We start from the raw sequence: 26,088 nt of genomic DNA, 5'->3' as shown, positions 1-26,088 counted from the left end.
CGGGAAAATCAAATCGCATGGCCGGCAATCACCAGGGTTCCCTCCCCATTGGCGGCACTCAATCTACCGGGCTTTGACCGATCCAGCGAGCGTTCATGTCCTTCAGCACACCATTTTCCTGCTGCAGCCCCATCCAGTAGTTTAGATAGTCGGCAATGCCATCCGCATTGGGGGGCATAAGATAGGCGAACAAAAAACGCGTTCCGATATTCTTGGGCACGGCGGTCGAATAGCCGTCGTGAGAAATCGCCCAGGCCCGGGCCTGTTCCAGCGTCCAAAGCGCCGCATCGACATCGCGATGCTGTTCAAGGTCATCATAGTTTTCGAGGATTTTGAATGTCGCCGTTGGAAAGCTGCGTTTTGCCGTTTCAATGAGCACCGGATCGTCGAAGACTGCAATCGTCAGATTTGTCTGAGCATTGATTTTCTCGCGCGACGCAAAATCGGCGACCCGTACCGTCGGGACAATCAGGGCCAACGGGTTTTCGTAATAGGGCTCGCTGAAGGTGTAGGACTCCATACGGCTGCGCGTGATGTAGAGGCCGCTTATCGCAATATCGAACTTATGACTGGACAGATCGGCAGTGAGTGAATGCCAGTCATAGGGAACAAACTGAAGATCGACGCTCATATCATGCGCAAACCGGTACATCAGCTCGACATCATAGCCAACCAGCCTGCCCTTCTGGTTTTTGTACGCAAAGGGCATGACATTCGGATTGACGCCAACGCGCAAGACACCGCTTGACTGGACGCGGTCAAGCACGTTGTCCGCTCTGGCGTTTTGCGCATTTTGCCTGTCACCGTCGCCAGACGCGAAGTTTGAGGGGAGATTAGCGTCGCCAAGGGCCTGCACGTTAGCCGGCAGGCCTTGAGCAAGATAGCTGGTCTGAGAGTAGAACTTGATATGCGTTCCACCCATGCGGCCCACTGCCAGAATGGCGGAAAGGCCAATTGCCGCGACCAAGACCGTCAGAACGAACCGGCGCAGGTCAAATCGGAGGCCTCCATAAAATGCGAATGTGACGAGGATTGTCACGAAGGCGAATGCACTGACAGACGCGACCACCTGAAAGTAACGCGTAATCGCCATCGTCTCGACATAGAGATCGGTCGTTCCGTCCGGAAGTTTGAGCCAATCGGCGATAAATGTGACGGCACCGATGGATGAGCTTGGTGCACCAAAGCCGGAAATAAGCGTCACCAGAGGAAGCTCGGCCAATTGCATGCCGGTCAGCGGAATGAAGTAATAGGACGATGCATAAAGCAGGAAGATAAAGATGAAAAAGTTGCCGATCTGCGCCAGTGGATAGCTGACCGACAAGGTTGTCTGAATGACTTCGCTCTGCTCGGACTCCTTGTCGGATGCGCGGTATTTTTTCACCATCTTCAAGGTTGCCGCCTGGATAAGCGGCAGCGCTGCGACGGAAAGAGATGTCGCAACTGCAATCAGCATCGCCTGTCTGAGCTCGGACATCAGTTCGCGATATCCCATTGGCACAAAGGCTGACAACATCATCGGCAAAAGCCACAATCCGACAAGCAATGCCGTGAGCACAATGACGATGATGTAGATGGACATGGCGGCAAAGCCTTCAGGGCTCATTGTGCTGATGGACCCAGCAAACAGTGCGCATACCCCCATCGGCGCCATCAGGATCACCCAGCCCCAGATTCGAACGCACGCCTTTTGAATAATTGAAAGAACTTCAAGCAGTTCCGTCGGTTTTTTACTGTGCTGTATCGCGATCCCGAAAATTAGACCCATCAGCACAATGGACGGGATGTAATTGTTGCTCAGCGCCTCGAAAAAATTGTTTGGTATCAGCAGGTCGACAAGCGCCGTTCCGGACTGCTGTTCGGATGACAAGGTGGTCGCAAAGTCGACTATGGCGGATTTCTGTACAAGCGGTACGGTCAGGGCAGCGAACGCCAGAACGACGAACGTCATCACCCAAAGCGCGATGTATATCAACCAGCTTTTGCGAAAGAGGTTCATTGCGGTCTGCGGGGCCAGTTGTCCAAGACCGAGAACCAGTGACGAAATCAGATAAGGAAGCACAATCACTTCCATCAGTCGTACATATATGTCGCCGATGGGCGCCAATATTGAAGTCAGGAACGGGTTGATCAACCCGATCAGAATGCCGAGCAGACCACCGATCAACACATACAACGGCAGGCGATTGACGGACAAATTCCCGTTCCCCACGAGCGCGGATCACAAGCCTAGCTTGACTGGCCACCCAGGCAGCCACCGCGAACAATTCGGTTTCCATCATAGCGAAAAGTCGTCAACGAATTCACAACACTACCCCGGCATGTGTTCACACACCGCAGTCAGCCTGCCAACGATAGGCGGACACCGCGGCCCGCAAAGCAGCTACCGATTACGCCGCATTCCGGCAACCTCTGCAAGCACGACATTGGCTGCGTCAAGCACGTTGGAGCCCGGCCCGAAGATCGCGGTCACCCCTGCATCCTGAAGAAATTCGTAGTCCTGTTCGGGAATAACGCCGCCGCATATGACGATGATATCCTCCCGGCCGGCCGCCTTCAGTTCGCCGATCAACTCCGGCACCAGCGTGCGATGGCCGGCGGCCAGCGAAGACACGCCGATCACGTCGACATCGCCGGCAATGGCGCGCGAGGCAACCTCGGGCGGCGTTTCGAACATATCCGACAAATCCACGTTAAAACCCATATCCGCAAACGCCGTCGCGATGACCTTGGCGCCCCGATCATGGCCGTCCTGACCCATCTTTGCCACCAGGATCTTCGGTTCGCGCTGACGCTCAGCCTGATAGTCCGCGATCTTTTTCTGGATCAGCTCATACTGGGCATCACCCTTGTAAGCCTCGCCATAAACACCGGAGATGACCCTCGTGGTTGCCTTGTGGCGCTGAAAGGCGCGCTCCATCGCATCTGAAATCTCGCCAAGGCTGGCACGCGCCCTGGCCGCTTCGACGGCAGCCCCAAGCAGATTCCCGGCACCGGACGCAGCCACCTCCTCCAGCGCCTTCAGCGCTGTTTCACAGGATTTCTGATCCCGCGTATCGCGAATTTTCTTGAGCCGCGCGATCTGGGCGTCGCGCACCTTGGCATTGTCGATCTCGAGAATATCCACCTTCGGCTCGTCTTCGAGCCGGTAGCGGTTGACACCAACGATCACGTCCTCGCCCTTGTCGACCCGTGCCTGACGGCGCGCCGCGGCCTCTTCGATCCGCATCTTCGGAAGCCCCTGCTCCACGGCCTTCGTCATGCCGCCAAGGCTTTCAACCTCTTCGATCATCCGCCAGGCTTCGTCAGCCAGTTCCCTGGTCAGCGCCTCGACATAGTAAGAGCCGCCGAGCGGATCGACGACATTGGTCACACCGGTCTCATGCTGCAGGATCAACTGCGTATTGCGGGCGATGCGCGCCGAAAACTCCGTCGGCAAGGCGATGGCCTCATCGAACGAGTTGGTGTGCAATGATTGCGTTCCGCCAAGGACAGCCGCCATGGCCTCGAAAGCAGTGCGCACGACGTTGTTGTAAGGGTCCTGCTCGGTCAGCGAGACACCGGATGTCTGGCAATGGGTCCGCAGCATTTTGGAGCGTTCCGACTTGGCGCCGAAATCGGTCATGATGCGCGCCCAGAGCTGACGCGCGGCGCGCAGTTTGGCCGCTTCCATAAAGAAGTTCATGCCGATGCAGAAGAAGAAGGACAGTCTGCCGGCAAAGGCATCGACATCCAGCCCCTTGCCCATTGCCGCACGGACATATTCCATCCCGTCGGCGAGCGTGTAGGCCAGTTCCTGCGCAAGCGTCGATCCGGCCTCCTGCATATGATAGCCGGAGATCGAGATCGAGTTGAATTTCGGCATCTCATGGGCCGTATACTCGATTATATCCGCTACAATCCGCATGGAAGCTTCCGGCGGGTAGATATAGGTGTTGCGGACCATGAACTCCTTGAGGATGTCATTCTGGATCGTGCCGGAGAGCGCTGATCGGTCGACACCCTGCTCCTCACCCGCGACGATGAACATCGCCAGCACCGGGATCACCGCCCCGTTCATGGTCATGGAGACCGACATCTGGTCGAGCGGTATGCCGTCGAAGAGGATTTTCATGTCCTCGACGGAATCGATGGCAACCCCGGCCTTGCCGACATCGCCGACCACACGCGGATGATCGGAATCGTAGCCCCGGTGCGTCGCCAGATCAAAGGCCACGGAGAGCCCCTTCTGCCCGCCTGCAAGGTTCTTCCGGTAGAATGCGTTGGATTCCTCGGCTGTCGAAAAGCCGGCATATTGGCGCACCGTCCATGGCCGGCCAGCATACATCGTTGCGCGAACACCACGTGTAAATGGAGCAAAACCCGGCAGTTCATCCGCTGCCCGAGGGGGAAGATCATCCGCCACATAGAGCGGCTTTATGGTAATGCCTTCGGGCGTGTCCCAGTTCAGGCTCGACGGGTCCCTGCCCTTCAACTCCTTGCTTGCCAGGTCCAGCCAGTCTCTGTTTGCATCGGTCATGATCGTATCCTCATGGCGCGGGATTGGCGTGTCCTGATGCACGATCCGCGCCGGTTCCTCGCGATTCTGCAGCCTCTGTCAGCCCTCGAATTCCATGATCACCTCGTCGACGGCAAGGCTGTCGCCGACCGCCACAGGTATCCTGGCAACCTTGCCGGCCCGTTCCGCCCGCAAGACGTTTTCCATCTTCATCGCCTCGACAATGGCCAGCGACTGCCCCTCTTCTACTTCCGCGCCTTCTTCCACATGCAAGGCGACGACGAGGCCCGGCATCGGGCACAACAGCATTTTCGACGTGTCAGGCGGCAGTTTTTCCGGCATCAGGGCGGCAAGTTCAGCCACCCGGTTTGACAACACCTGAACACACGCATCGACGCCACGATGGCGAAGCCGGTAACCGCCCGGAACCGGATCGACCTTGAAGACCGAGATCGTTCCGTCGATATCCACCGATGCCAGCGTCTCACCTGGCTGCCAACCTGTCTTCAGACATATGGCGTCAGATGCCGCGATCGTAACCACATAGGCCTCGCCATCATGCGTGATGGTCGCACCGGTATTTTCACGGTCCATGCGGATTGTGCGTTCCACCTGCCCCGCCGGATCACCCTGCGCAAACCGCCCGCCTGATGTCTTTTCCCGGCGCTCCGTTTCAATCGCGTCAAGCACCATGGCCACGGCGGAAAGATCCGCAATGAGTTGGCGATCGGGTTCAACACCGCTAAAGCCGTCGGGATATTCCTCGGCAATGAAGGCGGTGGTGATATTACCCGAGCGGAACCGGTCATGGTCCATAACCGCCGAGAGGAACGGAATATTGTGCCCGATGCCCTCGACCTCAAAACAGTCCAGCGCGTCCGCCATCCGCTCAACCGCCGTGTTGCGGTCGCTCGCCCAAGTGCAGAGCTTGGCGATCATCGGATCGTAAAACATCGAAATCTCGCCGCCTTCAAACACACCGGTGTCGTTGCGCACGATGTGACCATCGCTGCCGGTACCTTCCTGTGGCGGCCTGTAGCGCGTCAGCCGCCCGATCGACGGCAGGAAATTGCGGAACGGGTCTTCGGCATATAGCCGGCTCTCGATGGCCCAGCCATTGAGCGTCACGTCATCCTGCGCGAGAGACAGCGTTTCGCCGGCTGCTACGCGGATCATCTGTTCGACGAGATCCACCCCGGTGATGAGTTCCGTCACGGGATGTTCAACCTGAAGCCGGGTGTTCATTTCCAGAAAATAGAAATTGCGGTCCTTGTCGACGATGAATTCCACCGTCCCCGCACTCGCATAATCAACCGCCTTGGCAAGCGCCACCGCCTGTTCGCCCATGGCCTTGCGGGTCTCTTCATCGAGGAAAGGCGACGGCGCTTCCTCGATGACTTTCTGGTTGCGCCGCTGGATGGAGCATTCCCGTTCACCCAGATAGATGCAGTGCCCCTTCGTGTCGGCAAGCACCTGTATTTCGATGTGACGCGGTTCGGTTACGAACTTTTCGATAAAGATCCGGTCGTCGCCGAAGCTGGACGCGGCTTCCGACTTGGAACGTTCAAAACCCTCCCGTGCCTCGTCGTCGTTCCAGGCGATGCGCATGCCCTTGCCACCGCCGCCGGCGCTTGCCTTGATCATCACCGGATAGCCGATCTCACTGGCGATCCGCACCGCGTGTTCGGCATCGTCGATCAGCCCCATGACACCGGGAACGGTGGAAACACCCGCCTCGGCCGCAATCTTCTTGGACGTGATCTTGTCGCCCATCGCCTCGATTGCACCGGGCGGCGGGCCGATAAAGGCTATGCCCTCCTTGGCGAGCCGGGCGGAAAACTCAGCCCGTTCCGAAAGGAAGCCGTATCCCGGATGTACCGCTTCCGCACCGGTCTGCTTGCATGCATCAACGATCTTGTCGATGACAAGATAGCTCTCGGCCGCAGCGGCGGGCCCGATAAAGACCGCCTCATCCGCCATGTCGACATGCAAGGCATTGCGATCCGCATCGGAGTAAACAGCGACCGTTGCAATGCCCATGCGTTTCGCCGTCTTGAAGACCCGGCAGGCGATTTCGCCGCGATTGGCTACCAGTATTTTCTTGAACATCTGCCTGTTCCCCCGCCTAAAGCGGAATATTGTCGTGTTTCTTCGTCGGCGCGTTGACCTGTTTGGTCTTCAGCAACTCGAAAGCGCGCAGCACCCGCCGCCTTGTCGAATGCGGCATGATGACCTCATCGATAAAGCCGCGCTGGGCAGCGACAAACGGATTGGCGAACCGGTCCTCATAGTCTTTGGTCCGCTGGGCGATCTTGTCGGGATCATCAAGCTCGGACCGGTAGAGAATCTCCGTCGCGCCCTTGGCGCCCATCACCGCGATTTCCGCTGTCGGCCAGGCATAATTGACGTCTGCCCGGATATGTTTGGAGGCCATCACGTCATAGGCACCGCCATAGGCTTTCCGCGTGATCACTGTCACCTTCGGAACCGTTGCTTCCGCATAGGCAAAAAGCAGCTTGGCGCCATGTTTGATAATGCCGCCATATTCCTGGGCTGTTCCCGGCAGGAAGCCCGGCACATCGACCAGCGTCAGGATTGGAATATTGAAGGCGTCGCAGAACCGTACAAACCGCCCGGCCTTCTTGGCGCTGTCTATGTCGAGACATCCGGCAAGCACCATCGGCTGGTTGGCGACAACGCCGACGGTCGAGCCGTTGAGGCGCACAAAGCCGCAAAGGATATTTTTGGCGAAGTCCTTCTGGATCTCGTAAAACTCGCCTTCATCGGCGATCTTCACGATCACCTCATGCATATCGTAGGGCTTGTTCGGGTTGTCGGGAACGAGCGTGTCGAGGCTCATCTCCACCCGGTCGACCGTGTCTGGCGTGTGGCGCACGGGTGGCGCTTCGCGGTTGGAAAGCGGCAGGAAACCGTACATGCGGCGCACTTCCAGCAATGTTTCAACATCGTTCTCGAACGATCCGTCCGCAACGGAGGATTTCTTCGTGTGCGTTGACGCGCCGCCAAGTTCCTCGGCTGTAACCACCTCATTGGTCACCGTCTTGACCACATCCGGGCCGGTGACGAACATGTAGCTGGTGTCCTTCACCATGAAGATGAAATCGGTCATTGCCGGCGAATACACCGCTCCGCCCGCACAGGGGCCCATGATCACCGAAATCTGCGGGATGACGCCCGATGCCTGGACATTGCGCCAGAAAACCTCGGCATAGCCACCCAGCGAGGCCACGCCCTCCTGGATACGGGCGCCGCCGGAATCGTTCAGACCGATCAGCGGCACGCCGTTCTGCATGGCAAGGTCCATGACCTTGCAGATTTTTTCCGCATGGGTTTCGGAAAGCGATCCGCCAAAGACTGTAAAGTCCTGACTGAAAACGTAGGCCGGCCGGCCATTGATCGTTCCCCAGCCGGTGACCACCCCGTCACCGGCGACCTGCTGGTCCTGCATGCCGAAATCGCTGCAGCGATGGGTCTTGTACATGTCGTACTCTTCAAACGACCCCTCGTCGAGGAGCACGTCAAGGCGCTCTCGTGCCGTCAGCTTGCCCTTGGCATGCTGGGCATCAATGCGGCGCTGACCACCGCCGAGATGCGCCTCGCGCCGCTTCTCTTCAAGCTGTTCGATGATCTCCAGCATCAGGCTGAATCCCGGGAGCGCAGAAACGACCAGACAGCGGGAAAGATCGCCGCCGCGAGAGCAGCCTTAAACACATCGCCCAGGATGAAGGGATAGAACCCGAATTCAAGGACGGGCTTGTCCCAGCCAATGAGGCCGCCCAGCCACAAAAGGCCCGGTACATAGATGATGGCCGCACCGATGAGAGCAGCCAGAAAGGCAAAAACAACATTACGGTCCCAGCCGCGTTCGGCAAGCCAGCCGGTGATGCCTGCGGCAAACAGGAAGCCGAGCAGGAATCCGCCCGTCGGTCCCATCATATAGGCAACGCCGATACCCCTTTCCGGCGTGCCGGTGAAGACAGGCAATCCAAGTGCACCCTCAAGGAGATAAAGCCCGACGGCCATGACTGCGAGGCGCGAACCAAGAGCAAGGCCGAGTCCGACAACAACCAGTGTCTGCATTGTCATCGGCACCGGAAAAAACGGCACGGCGATTTTTGCGGAAACTGCCAGAAGAATTGAAGCAAACACGACCGTTACAAGATCGCGCAAAAGCGTGTGGCTACGGCCCGCCGAAAGCGTTGCGTAAAGTGTCATGGGTTTTCTCCCTGTAAAGCGCTGATTATGGGATTTGCCATCATGTACCGTGTCGGTGACTTTGGCAAAAGCCTTGAATTAGCAACAAAGTTGATTTAGCTAAATTTGCAAAACTCATTTTGCAAAGTTGTGAAAATGCGCGCACGCAAACTCTTCATCGGCCGCAATATCCGCCGGATTCGCGAAGAAACCGAACTGACCCAGGCCGGTTTTGCCAAACAGCTGGGCATTTCCACAAGCTATCTCAACCAGATTGAAAACAACCAGCGCCACGTCACCGCGCCGGTCCTGCTGGCGCTGGCGGAGAACTTTTCGGTCGATATTGCCAGCCTTTCGGAAAATGACAGCGACCGGCTGCTGGCGGATATGGTAGAAGCCATCGCCGACCCGCATTTCAAGGGCCAACAGCCTTCCGCTCAGGATTTGAAGCTTGTTACCCAGAACACGCCATCCGTCGCGCGAGCCTTCCTGGCTATGCATCAGGCGCTTCGGCGCGCCGGCGAGCAGCTTGCCGAACTGGACGACACGTTGGAAAGGTCCGGCGGCCTCAACGAACCGACGCCTTATGAGGAAGTCCGAGATTTCTTCCACTACATCGACAATTATGTCCATGAGCTTGATATTGCGGCAGAACAGCTTGCACTGGATCTTCAGGGTTCGACACGCAACCGCGTACGTACGCTGGCCGATCACCTTGAAAGGCACCATCGCGTCAGGGTCGCCATGGGCGGCGCGGCCACCGCGCCAGGCACGATCAGGCGTTTCGATCCGGTGTCACGGGTTTTAAGCGTCAACCCGCGTACCGAACCCTCAACCCATGCCTTTCAACTGGCCCACCAGATCGGCCTGCTCGAACATGCCGATACGATTTCCGCGATCATTGAAAACGCCCAGTTCCGCACGCTGGATGCAGCCGCGGTCTGCAGGATCGGACTTGCCAACTACTTTGCCGGAAGCACGCTCCTTCCCTATGGCCCGTTCCTTTCGGCTGCCGGCGAGTTGCGCCACGACCTGCAACTGCTCGCCGATCGTTTCGGAGCCAGCATCGAACAGGTCGCGCATCGTCTGAGCACACTCCAGCGCCCCGGGAACAAGGGCATCCCCTTTTTCTTCGCCCGCGTCGATCAGGCCGGCAACATCACCAAGAGGCACAGCGCCACCAAGCTGCAATTTGCCCGTTTCGGCTCCGCCTGTCCGCTCTGGAACGTTCACAATGCCTTTGCCGCATCGACGGGTGTTTTACGCCAGTTGGCCGAAACGCCGGACGGCGTAAGGTATCTTTGCCTGGCAACGGCAATCAGCAAGCCAAGCGGCGGGTTTCGCGATCCGGTGCAGCGCTACGCTCTCGCCTTTGGCTGCGAAATCAGGCATGCCGGCGCCCTTGTCTATGCTGACGACCTCGATCTGGCCAGCGACCAGGCATTCGAGCCGATCGGCATATCATGCCGCATCTGCGAGCGGACCGACTGTCACCAGCGCGCCGTGCCGCCGCTAAAGCGCAAGCTCACCGTCGATCCGAACTCCCGGGACACCATTCCCTACAGCTTCGACTGAAATCAGAAGTTCAGCGAGATGTCCCGGTGATCGGAGGTGCATGACGCCACGAAGAGCGCCTGCTCCCGTGTCAGACGGCGTTGCTGACGGATACCGATTGTCGGATTCAACATGTCAACATAGGTTGTCAGTCCCGGCTTAAGTGCCGTCTCGGCCTTCTCACGCCAGACCAGCTGATCCCTGTATTCATCAACAGCCTTTTGAATTTCCGCAAGCGCCTTTTCCTTGCTCGGCGTCTTGGAGCGAAGGGCCCGGCGTGCCTGCGAAAGATCCGACTTGATATCGGATGCGCCCTCAATCTCACCGAACTTTCTGGACAACACGTTGAGCGGCTCGACCATATCGGCCGGTTCACCATCAGAAACCTGTCCGGCAATCGCTTCAATCTCCGGGCCAAGCGCCTTGAAGGCATCGAAGGAATTCAGACTCGCAAGGAGCGCTGCCGCCGGCTCGTAGGCGTTGGCGGCAGTCTGGAAATACTCCCGGTCGATACCGTTCCTTGCATCGAGCAGCGCATCATAGTCCGCATACGCCTGGTCCCAGCTGTCGGGAATGGTTGCCTCAAGGGCATCACGTTCCCCCTCCAGACTGGCGAAACGTGCTTCAAGCCGCTCCCTCTGCGCAGCCTGCGAAGGATCCCTCAAACGATCGATCAAAACTTCCAGGTCCTCGAGATCGTCGTCAATATTGCGCATGTCGGCTTCAATCGCACGCACCTGTGTATGCAGTGGCTTAAACCCGCCCGACGCATTCTGCAGCGTGTCTTCGGCAAGCTCGCGTTCATCAAGCAACGCAATCGCCGCCGCAACATTGTCGAAACTGCCGGTTACCGATTTCGACAGCTTGTCCGGCAAAATACCGTAGTCAAGCTGGCGTGCGGTATCGACTGCAGCCAGCAACGTACCGCGTGTTTCCTTCAGCTCGGCGCTGACAAATTCGCCAACGCAGTAGGTCAAACGCGGATTGCGCGGTGGCGGTGCAGTCTCAGACAGAAGAGCAACACGGTTTGGCAGATAGTTGACCAGTTGCGGTACCATCCCGACAATCACAAGCGCGATCAACTGGATGCAGATAAAGGGAACTACACCCTTGTAGATCTGCAGCGTCTTAACAACCGCCGGCGCAACGCCCCGCAGATAGAACAGTGCGAACCCGAATGGCGGCGTGAGGAACGAGGTCTGAATGTTGAGACCTATCATGACTCCGAGCCAGACCGCGGTCACATTGGCAGACGGATCGGCAAGCAGGATGGGCGCAACGATCGGCACGACAACCACCGCGATCTCGATGAAATCAAGGAAGAAGCCAAGAACGAAGATCACCGCCATGACGATGATGAATTTCGTCCAGAAGCCGCCGCCGATCCCGTTCAGGAATTCCTTGACCAGATGCTCACCGCCAAAGGCACGGAAAGCCGCCGTCAGGATTGCCGCACCGAGCAGGATGATGAACACCAAAGACGTGGTCTTGGCGGTTTCAATCATGACGCCCTGGAGCGTGTCGTCCGTCTTAAAAGCCCGCCATCCGCTCCAGATGAGCGCGACACACAAAGCGATGACGGAAAGCGTAGCCAAAACGACACCGATAACGTCTGCGTTCGTCCTTATGTTCCTGATGTTGGTGTCAAAGAATGACAGAATGAACGTCAGCGCCAAGAGCGCCAGGATAGCGATGATCGCCGGAAAGTATGCGTTTTTCTTACCTTCGTGCAGGCGATAGCCTGCCATGATCAATGCACCGCCGGCACCAATGGCACCCGCCTGGTTGACCGTTGCAACGCCGGCGATGATCGAGCCCAAAACCAGAAAGATGAGGATAAGTGGCGGAAACAGGGACAGGAAAACCTTGAGCGCAAACTTTGCATCGTACTTCCCGTCGTAAGGCACCGGCGGGGCCGACTTCGGGCGTATGGCCGCGAAGATCAGGATGTAAACCATGTATAGACCGACCAGAACCAGTCCGGGAACGATCGCGCCGAGGAACATTTCGCCGGCGCTGGTCGAGCTCACATCAAAGATGCTGGGCATCGACAATTCGCCGGTCGAATCCTTAAACAGCGCCTTCCGCGCCGTGCCGGCCTGATCGGCCGCGCTGGTGAGCTGGTCAGCCAGAATAATGAGCACAATCGACGGCGGAATGATCTGCCCGAGCGTACCTGAAGCAGCAATCGTACCGGTCGCCAGTTGCTGGGAATAATTGTTGCGCAGCATGGCCGGCAAGGAGATGAGACCCATCGCCACGACTGTTGCCCCGACGATACCGGTTGTCGCGGCCAGCAATGCACCGACAAAGACCACCGAAATACCAAGACCGCCCGGGATAGGCCCGAAGAGCTGCGCCATGGTGATAAGCAGATCTTCGGCGATCTTCGAGCGCTGCAGCATGATCCCCATGAAAATGAAGAGCGGGATTGCTATCAGCGTATCGCGTTCCGGTTCCCAATAGACCCCTCGAAGGTTCGTCACGCCGGCGCTCAGCCATTGTGAAGGCCCACCTTGCGCGAAGAACGCGTCGGTATCGCCGGCAAAAAGATAGCCGAAACCCGCCGCAAGCAGGATGGTGATGATGGAAGAGCCAGGCAGCGCGAAGGCGACGGGATAGCCCGCACCCAGCGCAAACGCCATCAGAAGGACAAGAAGAGCGAGAAAATAAAGTTCCATGATCGCTCGTCCCTACTGTACAACCGGTTCATGATCTACGTGGCCTGGTTCGCCACGATAGTCGGCGATGGCCTCCAGCAGATAGCTGACAAACTGGATCATCATTGATATGGCAAAAATCCCCAGGAAGGCGGCCATCATGTATTTCACATACATGCCGAATCCTGCCTGCGTGACTTCGAAGTTAAAGACCGGGCTGTTTATGATTGAGGTCTTTTGCCCCATGCCGACAATCAGGATCGTCCAGCAGAAAACCAGCCCCATCGTAAGCGTACCGACTGCATTGACCACAGCCTTGGTGCGGTCTTTGAAGGCGGCATAAAACACATCGACACGAACATGCCCTTCTTCCTGCAGCGTGTAGGCGCTGGCAAACAAGAACAGCGCGCCGTACCAGAAACGAACAAGGTCAGCCATGAATGCCTGCTCGTAAGAAAAGATGAAGCGCATAAAGACGATGCCTAGCTCGGCAATGACGATTAAAAGCGCCAGCCAGGGAAATCCCAGTGTTCTTGTGAAACAGGCGATAATGACGCCGAGAGCCAATAGTGGCATGTGGAAATAAATGCCACGAAACTGGGAGCGGCCGAGCTGACTGGTCAGTTCCTTGCCGAAATAAGCTTCCAGGAGCCCTTCAATACGCATGAATGACACGATGGCATCGCCAACGCCAACGATAAGGACACACCAGAATGCGGCGCGGATCAGGAATGTGTTGATGCGGGCAATTCGTTTACCGTCCGCGCGTAGCGACATGGCCCTGGTCTGCATAACCAGGACAAGCGCCGCAACGATTGCCAGCGGATACAAAAGAAGCTGCACCAGGCCGCTGGCCGTGGTTTCACCATCCAAGGGAGCACCCGCGCCCGGCCATCCCGCGCCATGTGACAGAAAATTATTGACCAGAAACACGACCATTACGGCCAGGACGGACCACCCAAACACGCGCACCGTCTTGGAAAAAAAAGTGGCCGGCTGTTCGTCGACCGTTGGCGATTCCGCCATTGTTGCTCCCCCAGCTGGGTTTTGCGGGCCAGCATATCTGCGCAAAGCGGTCTATTATAATGGTTTATGCCGCTGCATTTATATTGCGCCAAAAATCAGGCTGCCCGACAATTCGTCCCTAATGCCCGGACGAAACGTCCTCCCGGTGCGGAACGGGATCGCTCCCGTTCCGCAAGTTTTTCGCCTAAAGCCTCAATCCTACTGATTGAGAACAGCGTTGCGCTTCTGAACGTATGCGGTGTCAGACAGCTCCGTCCAAGCGCCGAGCTCAGCACGTTTCTCAAGCACAGCGTCGTAGATCTTCTTGGAAAGATCGTCGAACTCGCGCGCTTCCTCAATGACTTCCGCAGCAGCCTCACCAAAGGCGTCATAGACGTCATCATTGAACTCGCGCAGCTGGACACCGTGATCGTTGATCAGCCGGTTCAGATACTCACCGTTGAAGGCGTTGGTTTCAGCCATTGTGTGGGCATTTGCTTCAGCACACGCGGCTTCCAGAATTTTCTGGTCGGTTTTCGACAGATTTTCCCACCAGCTCTTGTTCATACCGAATGCAATCTGAGCTCCCGGCTCATGCATGCCCGGCCAGTAATAGAATTTGGCTGCCTCATAAAACTTCATGAAGTAGTCATTGTACGGGCCAACCCACTCGGTTGCATCGATAGCACCCGAGACGAGGTTTTCGTAGATCTGACCGCCAGGCACCGAAATGGGCGAAGCACCGAGTTTTGCCATGACGTCGCCACCAAGGCCCGGAATACGCATTTTCAGACCCTTCAGGTCGTCAGCGCTTTCAATTTCCTTGTTGAACCAGCCGCCCATCTGAACGCCCGTATTGCCGCAGGCAAGGTTTTTCAGACCGAATTCAGCAGCAAGCTCGTCCCAAAGCTCCTGACCGCCGCCATACTTCATCCAGGCGTCGATCTCCGTGTAGGTCATGCCGAACGGAATTGCGGTGAAGGGCGCCCAACCAGGGTGCTTGCCCTTCCAATAATAGTCTGCCGAGTTATAGGCCTGAGCGTTGCCCGAAGCCACTTCGTCAAAAACATCGAATCCACCGACGCGTTCGCCAGATGCGAAATATTGCACATCGAAGCGGCCGTCGGTCAGTTCACCGATGCGCTCCGCCAGACGCTGAGCCGGCAGCCCGAGGCCGGGAAAGTCCCGTGGCCATGATGATACGATGACCATCTCGATTTTGCTCTGCGCAAGAGCAGGCGCGGCGAGCGTGGAAGCGGCGCCGGCAATCGCGGCGCCCTTAAGAAATTTACGACGTTCCATTAACATCCTCCCAAAAAAGGCCTCACAACGACGGTTTGTCCGTTCGCTGTCGGGCCTGCTTAGCATTTGACAACAGTTTCTCAATTCGTGCAAATACCAGTTCTATCAGCACTACTACTGATATGGTCAGCAACTGCGTGCAATCGTCGCATGCATGTGCCATTTTCCGCCTATTGCGGCTCAACAAAGCCGCGACAACGCGGATTATGTACATGAGATTCAAGACAAAATTGCTGTTGATTACCCTGCTGCCAGTCATATTGATTTCGGCGGCAATGATATTCGTGATCAATTTTCAGTCGTCACGGCTCTCGCGGATTCAAGCTGAGACTGTCGAAAACCTCTATCTTGACCTCAAGCATACCGAACTAAAGAACTACGTGACGCTGGCGCGCAATGCGCTCACGCCCATCTACGCGTCAAACCTGAAGACCAAGCGGCAGGCCCAACGCCAGGCCAGGGAAATTGTCCAGAAAATGACCCTGGACGAGGACAGCTATTTCTTCATCTACGAGGAAAACGGAACCAATATCGTCAATCCGCGCCTGACCTATCTCGTCGGCAGCAACTGGATCGGACTTGAGGACGCAGACGGGCGCCACGTGATCAGAGATCTGATCGACCGGGCAAAAAAAGGCGGCGAGTTCTACTCGTTTATCTGGAAAAAGCCGTCCACCGGTGAATATGTCGAGAAGCTCGGCTATTCGGTCTATCTCGATAAATGGGACTGGATGCTAGGAACCGGCATCTATCTCGACGAGGTCTCCCGGCAGGTCGCCAAGGTGCAGGCGGAATTGCAGAGCAATGTCAGCGAGACCCGGCTTGTCCTCTTTGTCCTGATGCTTGGGGCGTTGGCGCTCACCGGCACGACCATTGCCGCAGCACGGCTATCGGAGCAAAGATTTGCGGATGCCAGGCTCAAGGAGCTGTCTGCCCGGCAGGTCGAATTTCAGGAAGATGAGCGAAAGCGTGTCTCGCGGGAACTCCACGACAGTATCAGCCAGCTTCTGGTATCTGCCCGCTATGGCCTTGAAAGCGCATTGAACCGATCCGAGAAGCAAGGTGACATAACCGAGCCCGTCGAAAAATCGATGAGCGCAATAGACGACGCCATATCGGAGGTACGGCGCATATCGATGGCGCTGCGCCCTTCCGTCCTTGACGACATGGGACTGGCCGCCGCCGTCAAGAGCCTCGGCAGCGAGTTTTCAAAGCGGGTCGGCATAAGTGTCGACGTCCAGGCCGAACCGCTCAGAGAGCTTTTGAGCGACGAGGCCAAAACAGCGCTCTACCGGGTGATTCAGGAAGCCTTGACCAATGTGGCCCGCCATTCGGACGCACGGAACGTGACAATCAAACTGTGCCGACACGGCAACAACGTGAAACTACGGCTCGAAGATGATGGTGTCGGCATGCCGCGGGCGCGCAAGGTCGGCGGTTTGGGCATCCGCAATATGCAGGAACGGATGGACACATTTGGCGGTACGATCCGGTTTTCCAAGGCAAAGCCGCACGGGCTTGCAATCGCCGTAACTTTGCCGATAGTAAAACAAAAAAAATGAACGAATAACAATAAAGGGGAACGAACGAATGCGGTCTGGACCATCAGACGGCAATCGGGTTCGGCTTGTGATCGTCGACGATCACGATCTGGTGCGTGAAGGCATCCGGTCGCGGTTGACGGATGCGGATTTTGTGGAGGTTGTCGGCGAAGGCAGCAACGGCACGCAGGCGGTAGAATTGTGCGAGATGCTCGGACCGGATCTTGTGCTGCTCGACATCTCCATGCCGGAAATGAACGGGCTTGAAGCTGCCCGGCGCATCAAGCAATCTCGGCCCAACACAAAGATCCTGTTTTTATCCATCTATGACAACGAAGAATATGTTCAGGAGGCGTTGCGCGTCGGCGCCAACGGCTTTGTGCTGAAGGATGTGTCCAAGGACGAGATGATCAATGCCATCCGCTCGGTTGCACAAGGCGCCACCTATCTCGGTCCTCAGGCTGCGGCATCACTGGCAGGCCGCAACAGCAACCGTCTTGTCCCAGCCAATGATTTCGGGCTGACCGAAAGGGAAAAACAGGTCTTGTCGGCCGTCTCAAAAGGTCTGACCAACCGGCAAATCGCCGAGCAACTCAACATCAGTGTGCGCACGGTCGAAAGCCATCGCCTCTCCATCCGGGAAAAAACCGGCGGCGGCAACGCGGTCGCCCTTTCGAAAATAGCAAACCGCCTCGGCCTTTAGACCCTGACGGTGCGGGCTACGCTCGCGCGCCAGAAAACAGAACGTTCGTCTTGTTTTCGCGACTACTCCATGTACAGTAAACACCGTGCCGTCAGCTTGGGACCTGTTATGCAACACCCCTTCGAGACGCCGGAGCGAAGCGCATTCCGGCAGAGCTTCTCAAAATTTGTCGAGAGCGAAATCACACCCTTCGCGGACGAATGGGATGAGGCGGGCGCAATCCCTGCGGATCTGCACCTTAAAGCCGGTGCAATGGGCATGTTCGGCTTCGGCATCGACGAAGCCTATGGCGGCCTTGGCTTCGATGACTGCTTCATGCGCGCCGCGGTTTGCGAGGAGCTCGGTAAATGCGGAGCGACAGGCGTCGGCGCGGCGCTTGGCGCCCGCAATATTTCCACCGGCCCCATCGCAGCTCTGGGGTCCGAAGAACTCAAACAGCGAGTTCTGCCGCAAATCCTTTCAGGCGAGGAATGTTCTTCTCTCGGCGTAACCGAACCCTCCGGTGGATCGGACGTCGCAAACCTGCGAGCAACGGCACGGCGCGACGGCAATGAGTGGGTCCTCAACGGCACCAAGACTTTCATTACCGGAGGCATGACAAGCCGTTACTTTGTCATCGCGGCGCGAACGGGCGGACCGGGTCTGTCCGGGATATCGCTGTTCTTCCTCGAGGCTGGTATTGCGGGATTCGATCGCACCGCGTTGGAACGCAAAATGGGCTGGTGGTGCTCCGATCAGGCAACACTGTTCTTTGATGAATGCCGCCTGCCCGCCGACAGTCTTCTCGGGCCCGAGGATCGCGGTTTCATAGCCGTCATGAACAATTTCAATTTCGAGCGTCTGGCCCTGATTGCGCAGAGCCTTGGCATGGCCAAACTGTGCCTTTCCCAATCGATCGAATACGTCAACCAGCGTCAGACATTCGGCAAGCGGTTGATCGAACATCAGGTGATTGCCCACAAGATTGCCGACATGTCGGCGCGGATCGATTCTCTGGAGGCCTATCTCAGTCAGATTTGCTGGATGGTGAATGAGGGCCCGATGCCTGTTGCGGAAATCAGCAAGGCAAAATTCCTGTCCACCAAGATCCTCGAATACTGCGCCTCCGAGGCGATGCAGATTTTCGGCGGCGCCGGCTACCTGCGCGGCAACCCCGTCGAACGCATCTATCGGGAGGTCAAGGTCATGGCGATTGGCGGCGGATCGGAGGAAATCATGAAAGATCTGGCAATCAGACAAATGGGTGTGGTTGAGTAAAAACCGTGTTTTTGCTTCGACAAAAGCATCGACAGGAAAACGAAGATTTGCCAACTTCAAAACCCATAGTATGGTCGAACGGATTCGGGTTCCCGGCGGGATAAATCGCATGAACCATCAGGTGCTCACAGATGAGCTTGAAGCCGTGGCCCGGTCGGCCGGCGCAGCCATCATGGATTTCTACGGCGCCTGTCCGCGGGTCAAACTGAAAACCGACGGCTCCCCGGTAACGGCAGCTGACAACGCAGCCGAAGCGATCATCCTCGCAGCACTGGCAAAACAGGCATCGCATATTGCCGTCATTTCCGAGGAGAACGAGCGCAGCCATGAACTTCAGGCCCCGCAGCGCTTCTTCCTGGTCGATCCGCTCGACGGCACCAAGGAATTCCTGAAAAACGACGAGGCGGGCGCGTTCACCGTCAATATCGCCCTGATTGAGCACGGCCAGCCGGTGCTCGGCGTCGTCTACGCCCCTGCCCTCGACCGGCTCTTTGCAGGGACGGTCGGCAGCGGCGCTACAGAGACCTGCAAGGGAAAAAGGCGCAGCATTGCCGTTCGCAGCCCCCCTGCGGAAGGGCCGGTGGCCGTTGCAAGCTGCTCGCATCGCGATGACGCAACGGAACGCTGGCTCGCCGAAAATGACATCAGCGACACAATCTCGATCGGTTCATCTTTGAAGTTCTGTCTGCTTGCCTGTGGCGAAGCCGATATCTATCCGCGTTTCGGCACGACGATGGAATGGGACACCGCAGCCGGTCATGCTGTTCTGAGGGCGGCGGGGGGGCATGTCACCACGCCCGACAACAAGCCCTTTACCTATGGCAAACCGGATTTCCGCAATGGTCCGTTTATTGCCGCAAGCGGCGCAGGCTGAAGCAATCATTCCAGCCATCTCAGCCGTCAGGCTGGCCTTGTAGGTCCGCTGTCGCCTATAAGGTTCGGCGGGTGGCGATGTTGCAGCATTGAAAGGAAGCACGTGCATGCAGCACAATAGACGTAATGTGCTCAAGGCCGGCGCCGCAACGGCGGCCGCGCTTATGCTGCCCCGGACGGCGTCAGCCGATGCCCGCAAGGATGGCGCGTCACTCGATTTGGGAACGCATCTGCTCCACGAAGCCTTGATCGATTTTTACGAGAGCCGGAGCTTTCGCCTGGTGTTCGGCAAACCCGTTGTCGCAGAGGAACAGGCGTTTAATGGCGGGCTTCGCTACGACGAAACAGGCGTGCTTGACCAGCCCGGCACCCTAGCAATACAGCCCTGTGCCCGCATTGAGGACATAGAGAGAAAACATGACCGCACGGTTCTGCCGCTTTTTCACATGTTTTGCTGCATGAAAAAGCCCGGCATGGATCCGGCCGCCTCACTCGCGGAGGCGCTTGAATTTCTGGTAAAAGCCAGCGGGCTGGATTCTCGGCACCTGGCCTTCGTTTCCACCGAGCAAATTGCTCCGCTCAATCCCGTTCTGGCCGAATACGGCCTTGATTCATCAGCGCAGGTCCATATTCGCGATCGCAATACAGCCCTCAATGCCGGCGACGGATCGGGTTTCTTCCGGTTTCCGGGCAACGACAACGCCAGGCCCTTTGCAACAATCGGGCTTTACTGCTGGATCGGCGCAGGCCCGGTCGAGACCATGGCGTCATATCCGCCAAAACCCGGGTGGCTCGAGATCGGCGAAGTCGTCATAGACGAAAACGAAGATCTTGCATTCGCCTTCGGCACGGAGCGCCTTGGCTTTGCCCGTTCCGGAGAGATTGTGTCCTGGCAGGACCGATTGCTGCTGCTTTTCGAGCAGGTCGACCGCAAAACCCTTGGCCGGACGCCACCGCCCGGCAGGGACATTTTTTCCAAGACCTGATCTTGGTTGTCAGACGCGCTCCAGCGCAATGGCAATGCCCTGCCCCACGCCGATACACATGGTTGCCAGCGCATAACGTCCGCCACGTTCGTGAAGTTCAAGAGCAGCGGTTCCAGTGATACGCGCGCCTGACATGCCAAGCGGATGACCAAGCGCGATCGCCCCGCCATTCGGATTGACAAATTCGGCATCCTCGGCAATTCCAAGTTGGCGCAGAACCGCAATGCCCTGGCTCGCAAAGGCCTCGTTCAGTTCGACGACATCAAAATCGCTGACTGACATATCAAGGCCGGCCGCAAGCTTCTTTGTCGCCGGCGCCGGCCCGATGCCCATGATGCGCGGCTCGACACCGGCGGTCGCTCCTCCCAGAATACGTGCAATCGGCGTCAGCCCGAACCGGTCGACCGCGGCTTGCGAGGCAACGATCAGCGCAGCGGCCCCGTCATTGACACCGGATGCATTCCCGGCGGTCACCGTGCCGCCCTCCCGGAAGGGCGCGCGCAATGCCGCAAGTTTCTCGATCGAGGTCTCACGCGGATGCTCGTCACGCTCCACGATGATCGGTTCGCCCTTGCGCTGCGGGATCGCGACCGCGGTAATCTCCTTTGACAACCTGCCATTCGCCTGTGCGGCAGACGCTTTTTGCTGGGAACGCAGGGCGAATGCATCCTGATCTTCCCGCGAGACGCCAAAATCCTCAGCGACGTTTTCCCCCGTTTCAGGCATCGACTCCACGCCGTACTGCGCCTTGAGGACGGGATTGACGAACCGCCAGCCAATCGTCGTATCGTAGATTTCAGCGCGCCGTGAAAATGCCGCGTCGGCCTTGGGCATCACAAACGGTGCACGCGACATCGACTCGACCCCGCCGGCGACGACAAGGTCTGCTTCTCCACATTTGATGGCCCGCGCGGCGGCAATTGTCGCATCCATCCCGGATCCGCAAAGCCGATTGACCGTTCCCGCCGGCACGTCAACAGGATAACCGGCCAGAAGAGCGCTCATGCGTGCGACATTGCGGTTGTCCTCACCGGCCTGGTTGGCGCATCCGTATATGAGATCGTCAATCGCCTCGAGATCGAGACCGGGATTGCGTTCGGCCAATGCCTTGAGCGGAACTGCGCCAAGATCGTCCGCCCGCACCGAAGACAGGCTTCCGCCGAAACGCCCGATCGGGGTCCGGATATAGTCGCAGATAAACGCATCATTCATGACATGGCCTTTCGTCTTTTCTTTGCAGGTCTGCCGCCCGCCTCAGCGCCATTCGCTGATCTCTGAACAGCATCCTCAAAGGCAGGTTTCATCCGATCACCGCATCGGCATCAGATATCGAAGAAGACTGTTTCCTTATCACCCTGAAGATGAATATCGAACCGATAATTATCGCTCTCACGCGACGCAATCAGCGTCGGGACACGAACCCGGTGTTCAATCCGCGCCAAAACCGGGTCTTCGGCATTCGCCGCTTCCTCGTCGGAGAAATAGACACGTGTATTCAGACCAAGATTGATGCCACGCGCGACAATCCAGAGATTGACATGGGGTGCCTGAAGCCGTCCGTCCTGCAACGGCACACGTCCGGGTTTGACGGTATCGAAGCGATAGAGTCCACTGTCGATATCGGTCGGTTGCCGTCCCCAGCCGGTGAAATTCGGATCGGCCGCCCCTCGCGTTTCGCCGGGACTGTTGAAAAGCCCGTTGCTGTCGGCCTGCCAGATTTCCAGAAGCGCATCCTTAAGCACTGTACCGGTGCCATCGAAGATCTGGCCACTGATCGAGATACGTTCACCTTGGGTGTCGTCATTGACCATGCTGACCCCGAGATCATGGTCGAAAACCCCTTCAATGCCGATAAAATTCGGCGCGCAACCGATATGGACATAAGGCCCTGCGGTCTGTGACGGGCTTTCCTTCAGACGGTCGAGTGACTGGGCCATTTAATTTCCCTCCATCCGGTTTTCAAACAGGGTGGAACGCCGGCCGCGCAACACAATGTCAAATTTGTATGCAAGTGAGTCAAACGGAGTGGCATGTGCCTTATCGAACAGCGCGACAAGCTGTTTGACCGCCGCCTCGTCATTGATGGTCTGTACGATCGGGCAAAGCGGGATCAGCGGATCGCCTTCAAAATACATCTGGGTGATCAGGCGCTGTGCAAATCCGTGCCCGAAAATCGAAAAGTGGATATGAGCCGGCCGCCAATCATTGATCCCGTTCGGCCAGGGATAGGGCCCCGGCCTGATCGTACGCAGTGCGTAGTTTCCGTTCTCATCGGTAATGGTGCGGCCGCACCCGCCGAAATTGGGGTCGAGAGGCGCCATGTATTCGTCTTTCTTGTGGCGGTAGCGCCCGCCGGCATTTGCCTGCCAGAACTCAAGCAAGGCACCGGACACACCCCTGCCCCGTTCGTCAAGAACCCGACCATGCACGATGATCCGCTCTCCAAGGGCGCTTTCGCCGGGGCGGGCAAAATTGTGAATGAGATCGGCATCATTTTCGTTGAGCATGTCGTGCCCGAACACCGGGCCGGTTATCTCGCCGGGACTGTTTTCCAGGGATAGAAGCGCCCTTCGAGGCGAGCGCACAACACTGCTCTTGTAATCCGGTGTAAAGGCCTTCGGATGCCAGGCGCGATCGCGCTCGAAAAAGGCCCCGGTTTCCGGTGTTCCATTATCCATTGTTGTCCTCCGCAGCACTCGGCTCCTGCATCTCGCCGAGCACTTTTTTTGCAATTGCTATGGCATGATTTGCTGCCGGCACACCGGCGTAGATCGCAACATGAAGCAGCGCCTCGCGAATATCGGCATCGGACGCGCCGGTGTTGCGACACGCCCGTATATGCATGGCAAGTTCTTCATCGTGGCCAAGAGCGGCCATCAGAGCAATTGTCACGATCGACCGCTCGCGCGGCGTCCATTGCGGACGCGACCACACATGCCCCCAGGCCGCTTCAACAATCAGCTCCTGGAACGGAGCATCAAACTCTGACTTGCGCGCCTCCGCGCGATCCACATGCGCATCTCCAAGCACATTCCGGCGTGTCCGCATACCGGACACATAACGCTCGGACGGCGTATCGTCTCCACCCATGAACCACTCCACAAATACTTGGAAAGGCGCGTCTCAGCGGCAAGGCCGTGTCACGCGCCTCAGACTTTGATGTTTGCATATTTCTTCGGGGATGAATAATGAATTTAAACGCCATTTGGATAGCAAAACCGATATGAATTCACTGCGCAGGATGAAATTGCGGCATCTTGAAACCTTTGTTGAGGTTGCACGGCAGAAGAGCGTCAGCCGCGCGGCCGAGCGCCTGCATCTGACGCAGCCGGCCGTTACACGCACCATAAGAGAGCTGGAAGACATCTGTGGGCGGCCGCTTATCGAGCGCGAAGGCCGCGGCATCCGCATATCGCAATATGGCGAGGTTTTTCTCCGCCATGCCGGCAGTTCGCTGACCGCCGCCCGCAACGGGGTCAATGCGCTTGCCGAACTGGATGTTGCGGACGGTCCGAGGATCCGGCTGGGCGCACTGCCGACTGTCTCAACCACAACCGTGCCGCTTGCCGTAGCCAGATATCTCGAGGCCGGCATGCGCAACCGGCTGAAGATCGTCACCGGTGAAAATCGTGCGCTGCTCGATCAGTTACGCAACGGTGAACTTGATCTTGTCATGGGACGCCTGCCCGCGCCCGACATGATGCTCGGCCTCATCTTCGAGCCGCTTTACCGTGACAAGGTGATCCTTGCAGTCCATGCGTCCCATCCGCTGGCAGACCGCAAACGGTTTTCGGTGGATTCCATCAGCAACTATCCGGTTCTTGTTCCCACCGGGCAATCCATTATCAGGCCTTTCGTCGATCGGCTGTTTATCGAGCAAGGCATCACCGAACCATCTCAAGTCATTGAAACAGTTTCGGATTCTTTCGGCCGGACTTTTGTGAAAAATCACAAGGCCGTTTGGATTATCTCCCGCGCCGTCGTCGCTGCCGAAATCGACGGCGGTGAATTTGCAACCCTGCCCGTCGATACGGAATCGACCGTCGGGTCCATCGGCCTGTGCACCCGCGCCGACGCACAACTGAGTTCTGCCTGCGCCCTCTTTGCGGACGTGCTGCGCAGGGTCATCGCCGAAAACGCCTAGACTATGCCCTTCGTTTGCGCCGCTTGCGCATCGTCTATTTCTATGCGACTGTATAGAAATAGACGATCGGAGCAGTACAAATGCCGCGGCCAAAATCCTATGACCGCCAAAAAGCTGTCGAAAGCGCCTGTAAAGCCTTCTGGGCGCACGGTTATCAGGCGCTTGGCGTGCGTGAACTGGAAGAACTGACGGGCCTCAATCAGTTTGCGATCCGCAGTGAGTTCGGCGGCAAGGAAGGCCTTTATCTGGAAGCGCTGAAGTTTTACTGCGACGCAGCGATATCAGAGGCGATGGCTCCGATGAAGCGCGGCGGCCTTGACGAAATCATCGTGTTTTTAAACAACCTCGTCGCCGACAATTCCGTCACATCAAGCCCCTGGGGCTGTCTGGTCGTCAACACCGGCATTGAAAATGCACGAGTACAGAGCCCCAGACTGGACGACATCGGCACATTCTACTGGGGCACCCTTGAAGATCATTTCCGGCAGGCGCTGAGCAATGCACTTGTATTGGGCGAGATCGATGAGGCCACCGAGGTCGATACGATGGCCAGCGGCCTCGTCACGGCTGTTATGGGCATACATGCAAAAAACAGATCACTCGCCTCGCATAAGGGCGGCTGTAACCTTGCAAAACTGCTGACCGGTCATCTGCAATCGATGAGGACATCATGAGCGCGCAATCCCAACTATTCACACCGGTCGGTAATGACGGGCACATTTTCACCGCTCAGATCGGAAAACTCAGATGCACCGCAATCCGTCTTTCAGATGGCAGCCTATGCCTTTACAGTCCGGTGGCCGGGATTGAAAAGGCGGGCACCGCGGACCTCGGCAAACTGGGCGACGTAACTTTCCTGCTGGCGCCAAACCACTACCACAACAAGGGCCTCGCAGAATATGACCGGCTTTTTCCGCAGGCCGGCCTTGTCTGTTCACCCGATGCGACGCCCCGCCTGGTGAAACAGACTACACTTGAATTTTGCAACCTGGAGAAGCTTGAGGCAGCGCTGTTGCCGGGGTTTCAAATCCTTGAGCCACGGGGCCTGAAAACCGGAGAGGTCTGGATCCGCGTAGCCTCCGGACCGCACATGATCTGGATCGTGGCGGATGCCTTCAGTGCGGAACACCTCCCGGCCGGGCAACACGCCCAAACGCCCAAAATGCTGGGCACCTTTCCGAAATTCGGAGTGAAGGATAAAACCCTCTACAAGGACTGGGTAAAAAAACAAATCGCCAAGGAACCGCCGACCATGATCATCCCCTGCCACGGCGGACTTGTTGCAGCCGCCGGTCTGGCCGGCTCTCTCCTCGACCTTCTCGAAGAGACCTTTTGAACACATCGGGCGGC

The 26,088-nt window shown here is 57.5% G+C and carries 21 protein-coding genes; 9 read left to right on the top strand and 12 right to left on the bottom strand.

Going from position 1 to position 26,088, the window contains the following annotated elements; all coding sequences use genetic code 11:
• Positions 1–58: 58 nt before the first annotated feature.
• From OQ273_RS05075 to OQ273_RS05055, 5 genes are all read right to left on the bottom strand, one after another.
• Complete coding sequence (locus OQ273_RS05075) at positions 59–2,197, bottom strand: cation:dicarboxylate symporter family transporter (protein ID WP_267989386.1); 2,139 nt, start codon at positions 2,195–2,197, stop codon at positions 59–61.
• A gap of 186 nt (positions 2,198–2,383) precedes the next feature.
• Complete coding sequence (gene scpA / locus OQ273_RS05070; protein ID WP_267989385.1) at positions 2,384–4,519, bottom strand: methylmalonyl-CoA mutase; 2,136 nt, start codon at positions 4,517–4,519, stop codon at positions 2,384–2,386.
• Between the two features lie 78 nt (positions 4,520–4,597).
• Positions 4,598–6,607, bottom strand: a complete 2,010-nt coding sequence (locus OQ273_RS05065; protein ID WP_267989384.1) for an acetyl/propionyl/methylcrotonyl-CoA carboxylase subunit alpha — start codon at positions 6,605–6,607, stop codon at positions 4,598–4,600.
• Between the two features lie 16 nt (positions 6,608–6,623).
• Positions 6,624–8,156, bottom strand: a complete 1,533-nt coding sequence (locus OQ273_RS05060) for an acyl-CoA carboxylase subunit beta (RefSeq protein WP_267989383.1) — start codon at positions 8,154–8,156, stop codon at positions 6,624–6,626.
• Positions 8,156–8,734, bottom strand: coding sequence for a biotin transporter BioY (locus tag OQ273_RS05055; RefSeq protein WP_267989382.1), 579 nt, complete (start codon positions 8,732–8,734; stop codon positions 8,156–8,158). Before OQ273_RS05055 ends, OQ273_RS05060 begins: the two co-directional genes overlap by 1 nt.
• A gap of 135 nt (positions 8,735–8,869) precedes the next feature.
• Between OQ273_RS05055 and OQ273_RS05050 the strand changes: the two genes are divergently transcribed.
• Positions 8,870–10,288, top strand: coding sequence for a helix-turn-helix domain-containing protein (locus OQ273_RS05050; RefSeq protein ID WP_267989381.1), 1,419 nt, complete (start codon positions 8,870–8,872; stop codon positions 10,286–10,288).
• Between the two features lie 2 nt (positions 10,289–10,290).
• Here the strand turns inward: OQ273_RS05050 and OQ273_RS05045 are convergent, their stop codons facing one another.
• The 3 genes from OQ273_RS05045 to OQ273_RS05035 all read right to left on the bottom strand — a co-directional run bounded on the left by OQ273_RS05045 (position 10,291) and on the right by OQ273_RS05035 (position 15,234).
• A complete protein-coding gene (locus OQ273_RS05045) occupies positions 10,291–12,948 on the bottom strand; it encodes a TRAP transporter large permease (RefSeq protein WP_267989380.1) in 2,658 nt (885 codons plus the stop codon).
• 12 nt (positions 12,949–12,960) lie between these two features.
• Positions 12,961–13,953: a TRAP transporter small permease subunit gene (locus OQ273_RS05040; protein ID WP_267989379.1), complete on the bottom strand. Its 993-nt coding sequence runs from the start codon at positions 13,951–13,953 to the stop codon at positions 12,961–12,963.
• A 198-nt stretch (positions 13,954–14,151) separates the two neighbouring features.
• A complete protein-coding gene (locus OQ273_RS05035) occupies positions 14,152–15,234 on the bottom strand; it encodes a TRAP transporter substrate-binding protein (RefSeq protein WP_267989378.1) in 1,083 nt (360 codons plus the stop codon).
• A 212-nt stretch (positions 15,235–15,446) separates the two neighbouring features.
• Here OQ273_RS05035 and OQ273_RS05030 point away from each other — a divergent pair, with 212 nt between their 5' ends.
• The 5 genes from OQ273_RS05030 (at position 15,447) to OQ273_RS05010 (ending at position 20,594) form a co-directional block, all read left to right on the top strand.
• On the top strand, positions 15,447–16,796 hold the full coding sequence (locus OQ273_RS05030) for a cache domain-containing protein (RefSeq protein WP_267989377.1): 1,350 nt from the start codon (positions 15,447–15,449) through the stop codon (positions 16,794–16,796).
• A 28-nt stretch (positions 16,797–16,824) separates the two neighbouring features.
• Positions 16,825–17,478: a response regulator gene (locus tag OQ273_RS05025; RefSeq protein WP_267989376.1), complete on the top strand. Its 654-nt coding sequence runs from the start codon at positions 16,825–16,827 to the stop codon at positions 17,476–17,478.
• A gap of 108 nt (positions 17,479–17,586) precedes the next feature.
• Positions 17,587–18,735 carry an acyl-CoA dehydrogenase family protein gene (locus OQ273_RS05020; protein WP_267989375.1) on the top strand — a complete coding sequence of 383 codons (1,149 nt, stop codon included), beginning with the start codon at positions 17,587–17,589 and terminating at the stop codon, positions 18,733–18,735.
• Between the two features lie 109 nt (positions 18,736–18,844).
• On the top strand, positions 18,845–19,609 hold the full coding sequence (gene cysQ, locus OQ273_RS05015) for a 3'(2'),5'-bisphosphate nucleotidase CysQ (RefSeq protein ID WP_267989374.1): 765 nt from the start codon (positions 18,845–18,847) through the stop codon (positions 19,607–19,609).
• A 106-nt stretch (positions 19,610–19,715) separates the two neighbouring features.
• Positions 19,716–20,594: a twin-arginine translocation signal domain-containing protein gene (locus OQ273_RS05010; protein WP_267989373.1), complete on the top strand. Its 879-nt coding sequence runs from the start codon at positions 19,716–19,718 to the stop codon at positions 20,592–20,594.
• A gap of 9 nt (positions 20,595–20,603) precedes the next feature.
• Here the strand turns inward: OQ273_RS05010 and pcaF are convergent, their stop codons facing one another.
• The 4 genes from pcaF to pcaC form a co-directional block, all read right to left on the bottom strand.
• Complete coding sequence (gene pcaF, locus OQ273_RS05005; protein ID WP_267989372.1) at positions 20,604–21,806, bottom strand: 3-oxoadipyl-CoA thiolase; 1,203 nt, start codon at positions 21,804–21,806, stop codon at positions 20,604–20,606.
• Positions 21,807–21,916: 110 nt separating this feature from the next.
• Positions 21,917–22,531 (bottom strand): protocatechuate 3,4-dioxygenase subunit alpha, encoded by a 615-nt coding sequence (gene pcaG / locus OQ273_RS05000; protein ID WP_267989371.1) that lies wholly within the window; start codon positions 22,529–22,531, stop codon positions 21,917–21,919.
• Positions 22,532–23,272, bottom strand: coding sequence for a protocatechuate 3,4-dioxygenase subunit beta (gene pcaH / locus OQ273_RS04995; RefSeq protein WP_267989370.1), 741 nt, complete (start codon positions 23,270–23,272; stop codon positions 22,532–22,534).
• On the bottom strand, positions 23,265–23,684 hold the full coding sequence (gene pcaC / locus OQ273_RS04990) for a 4-carboxymuconolactone decarboxylase (protein WP_267989369.1): 420 nt from the start codon (positions 23,682–23,684) through the stop codon (positions 23,265–23,267). Before pcaC ends, pcaH begins: the two co-directional genes overlap by 8 nt.
• 133 nt (positions 23,685–23,817) lie before the next feature.
• Here pcaC and pcaQ point away from each other — a divergent pair, with 133 nt between their 5' ends.
• From pcaQ to OQ273_RS04975, 3 genes are all read left to right on the top strand, one after another.
• Positions 23,818–24,738: a pca operon transcription factor PcaQ gene (gene pcaQ / locus OQ273_RS04985; RefSeq protein WP_267989368.1), complete on the top strand. Its 921-nt coding sequence runs from the start codon at positions 23,818–23,820 to the stop codon at positions 24,736–24,738.
• A gap of 80 nt (positions 24,739–24,818) precedes the next feature.
• Positions 24,819–25,412, top strand: a complete 594-nt coding sequence (locus OQ273_RS04980) for a TetR/AcrR family transcriptional regulator (protein ID WP_267989367.1) — start codon at positions 24,819–24,821, stop codon at positions 25,410–25,412.
• Complete coding sequence (locus OQ273_RS04975; protein ID WP_267989366.1) at positions 25,409–26,074, top strand: hypothetical protein; 666 nt, start codon at positions 25,409–25,411, stop codon at positions 26,072–26,074. Before OQ273_RS04980 ends, OQ273_RS04975 begins: the two co-directional genes overlap by 4 nt.
• Positions 26,075–26,088 lie beyond the last annotated feature (14 nt).

The sequence above is a fragment of the Hoeflea prorocentri genome (assembly GCF_027944115.1).
Taxonomy (GTDB): domain Bacteria; phylum Pseudomonadota; class Alphaproteobacteria; order Rhizobiales; family Rhizobiaceae; genus Hoeflea_A; species Hoeflea_A prorocentri.
This window is presented reverse-complemented; position numbering and strand designations above follow the sequence as displayed.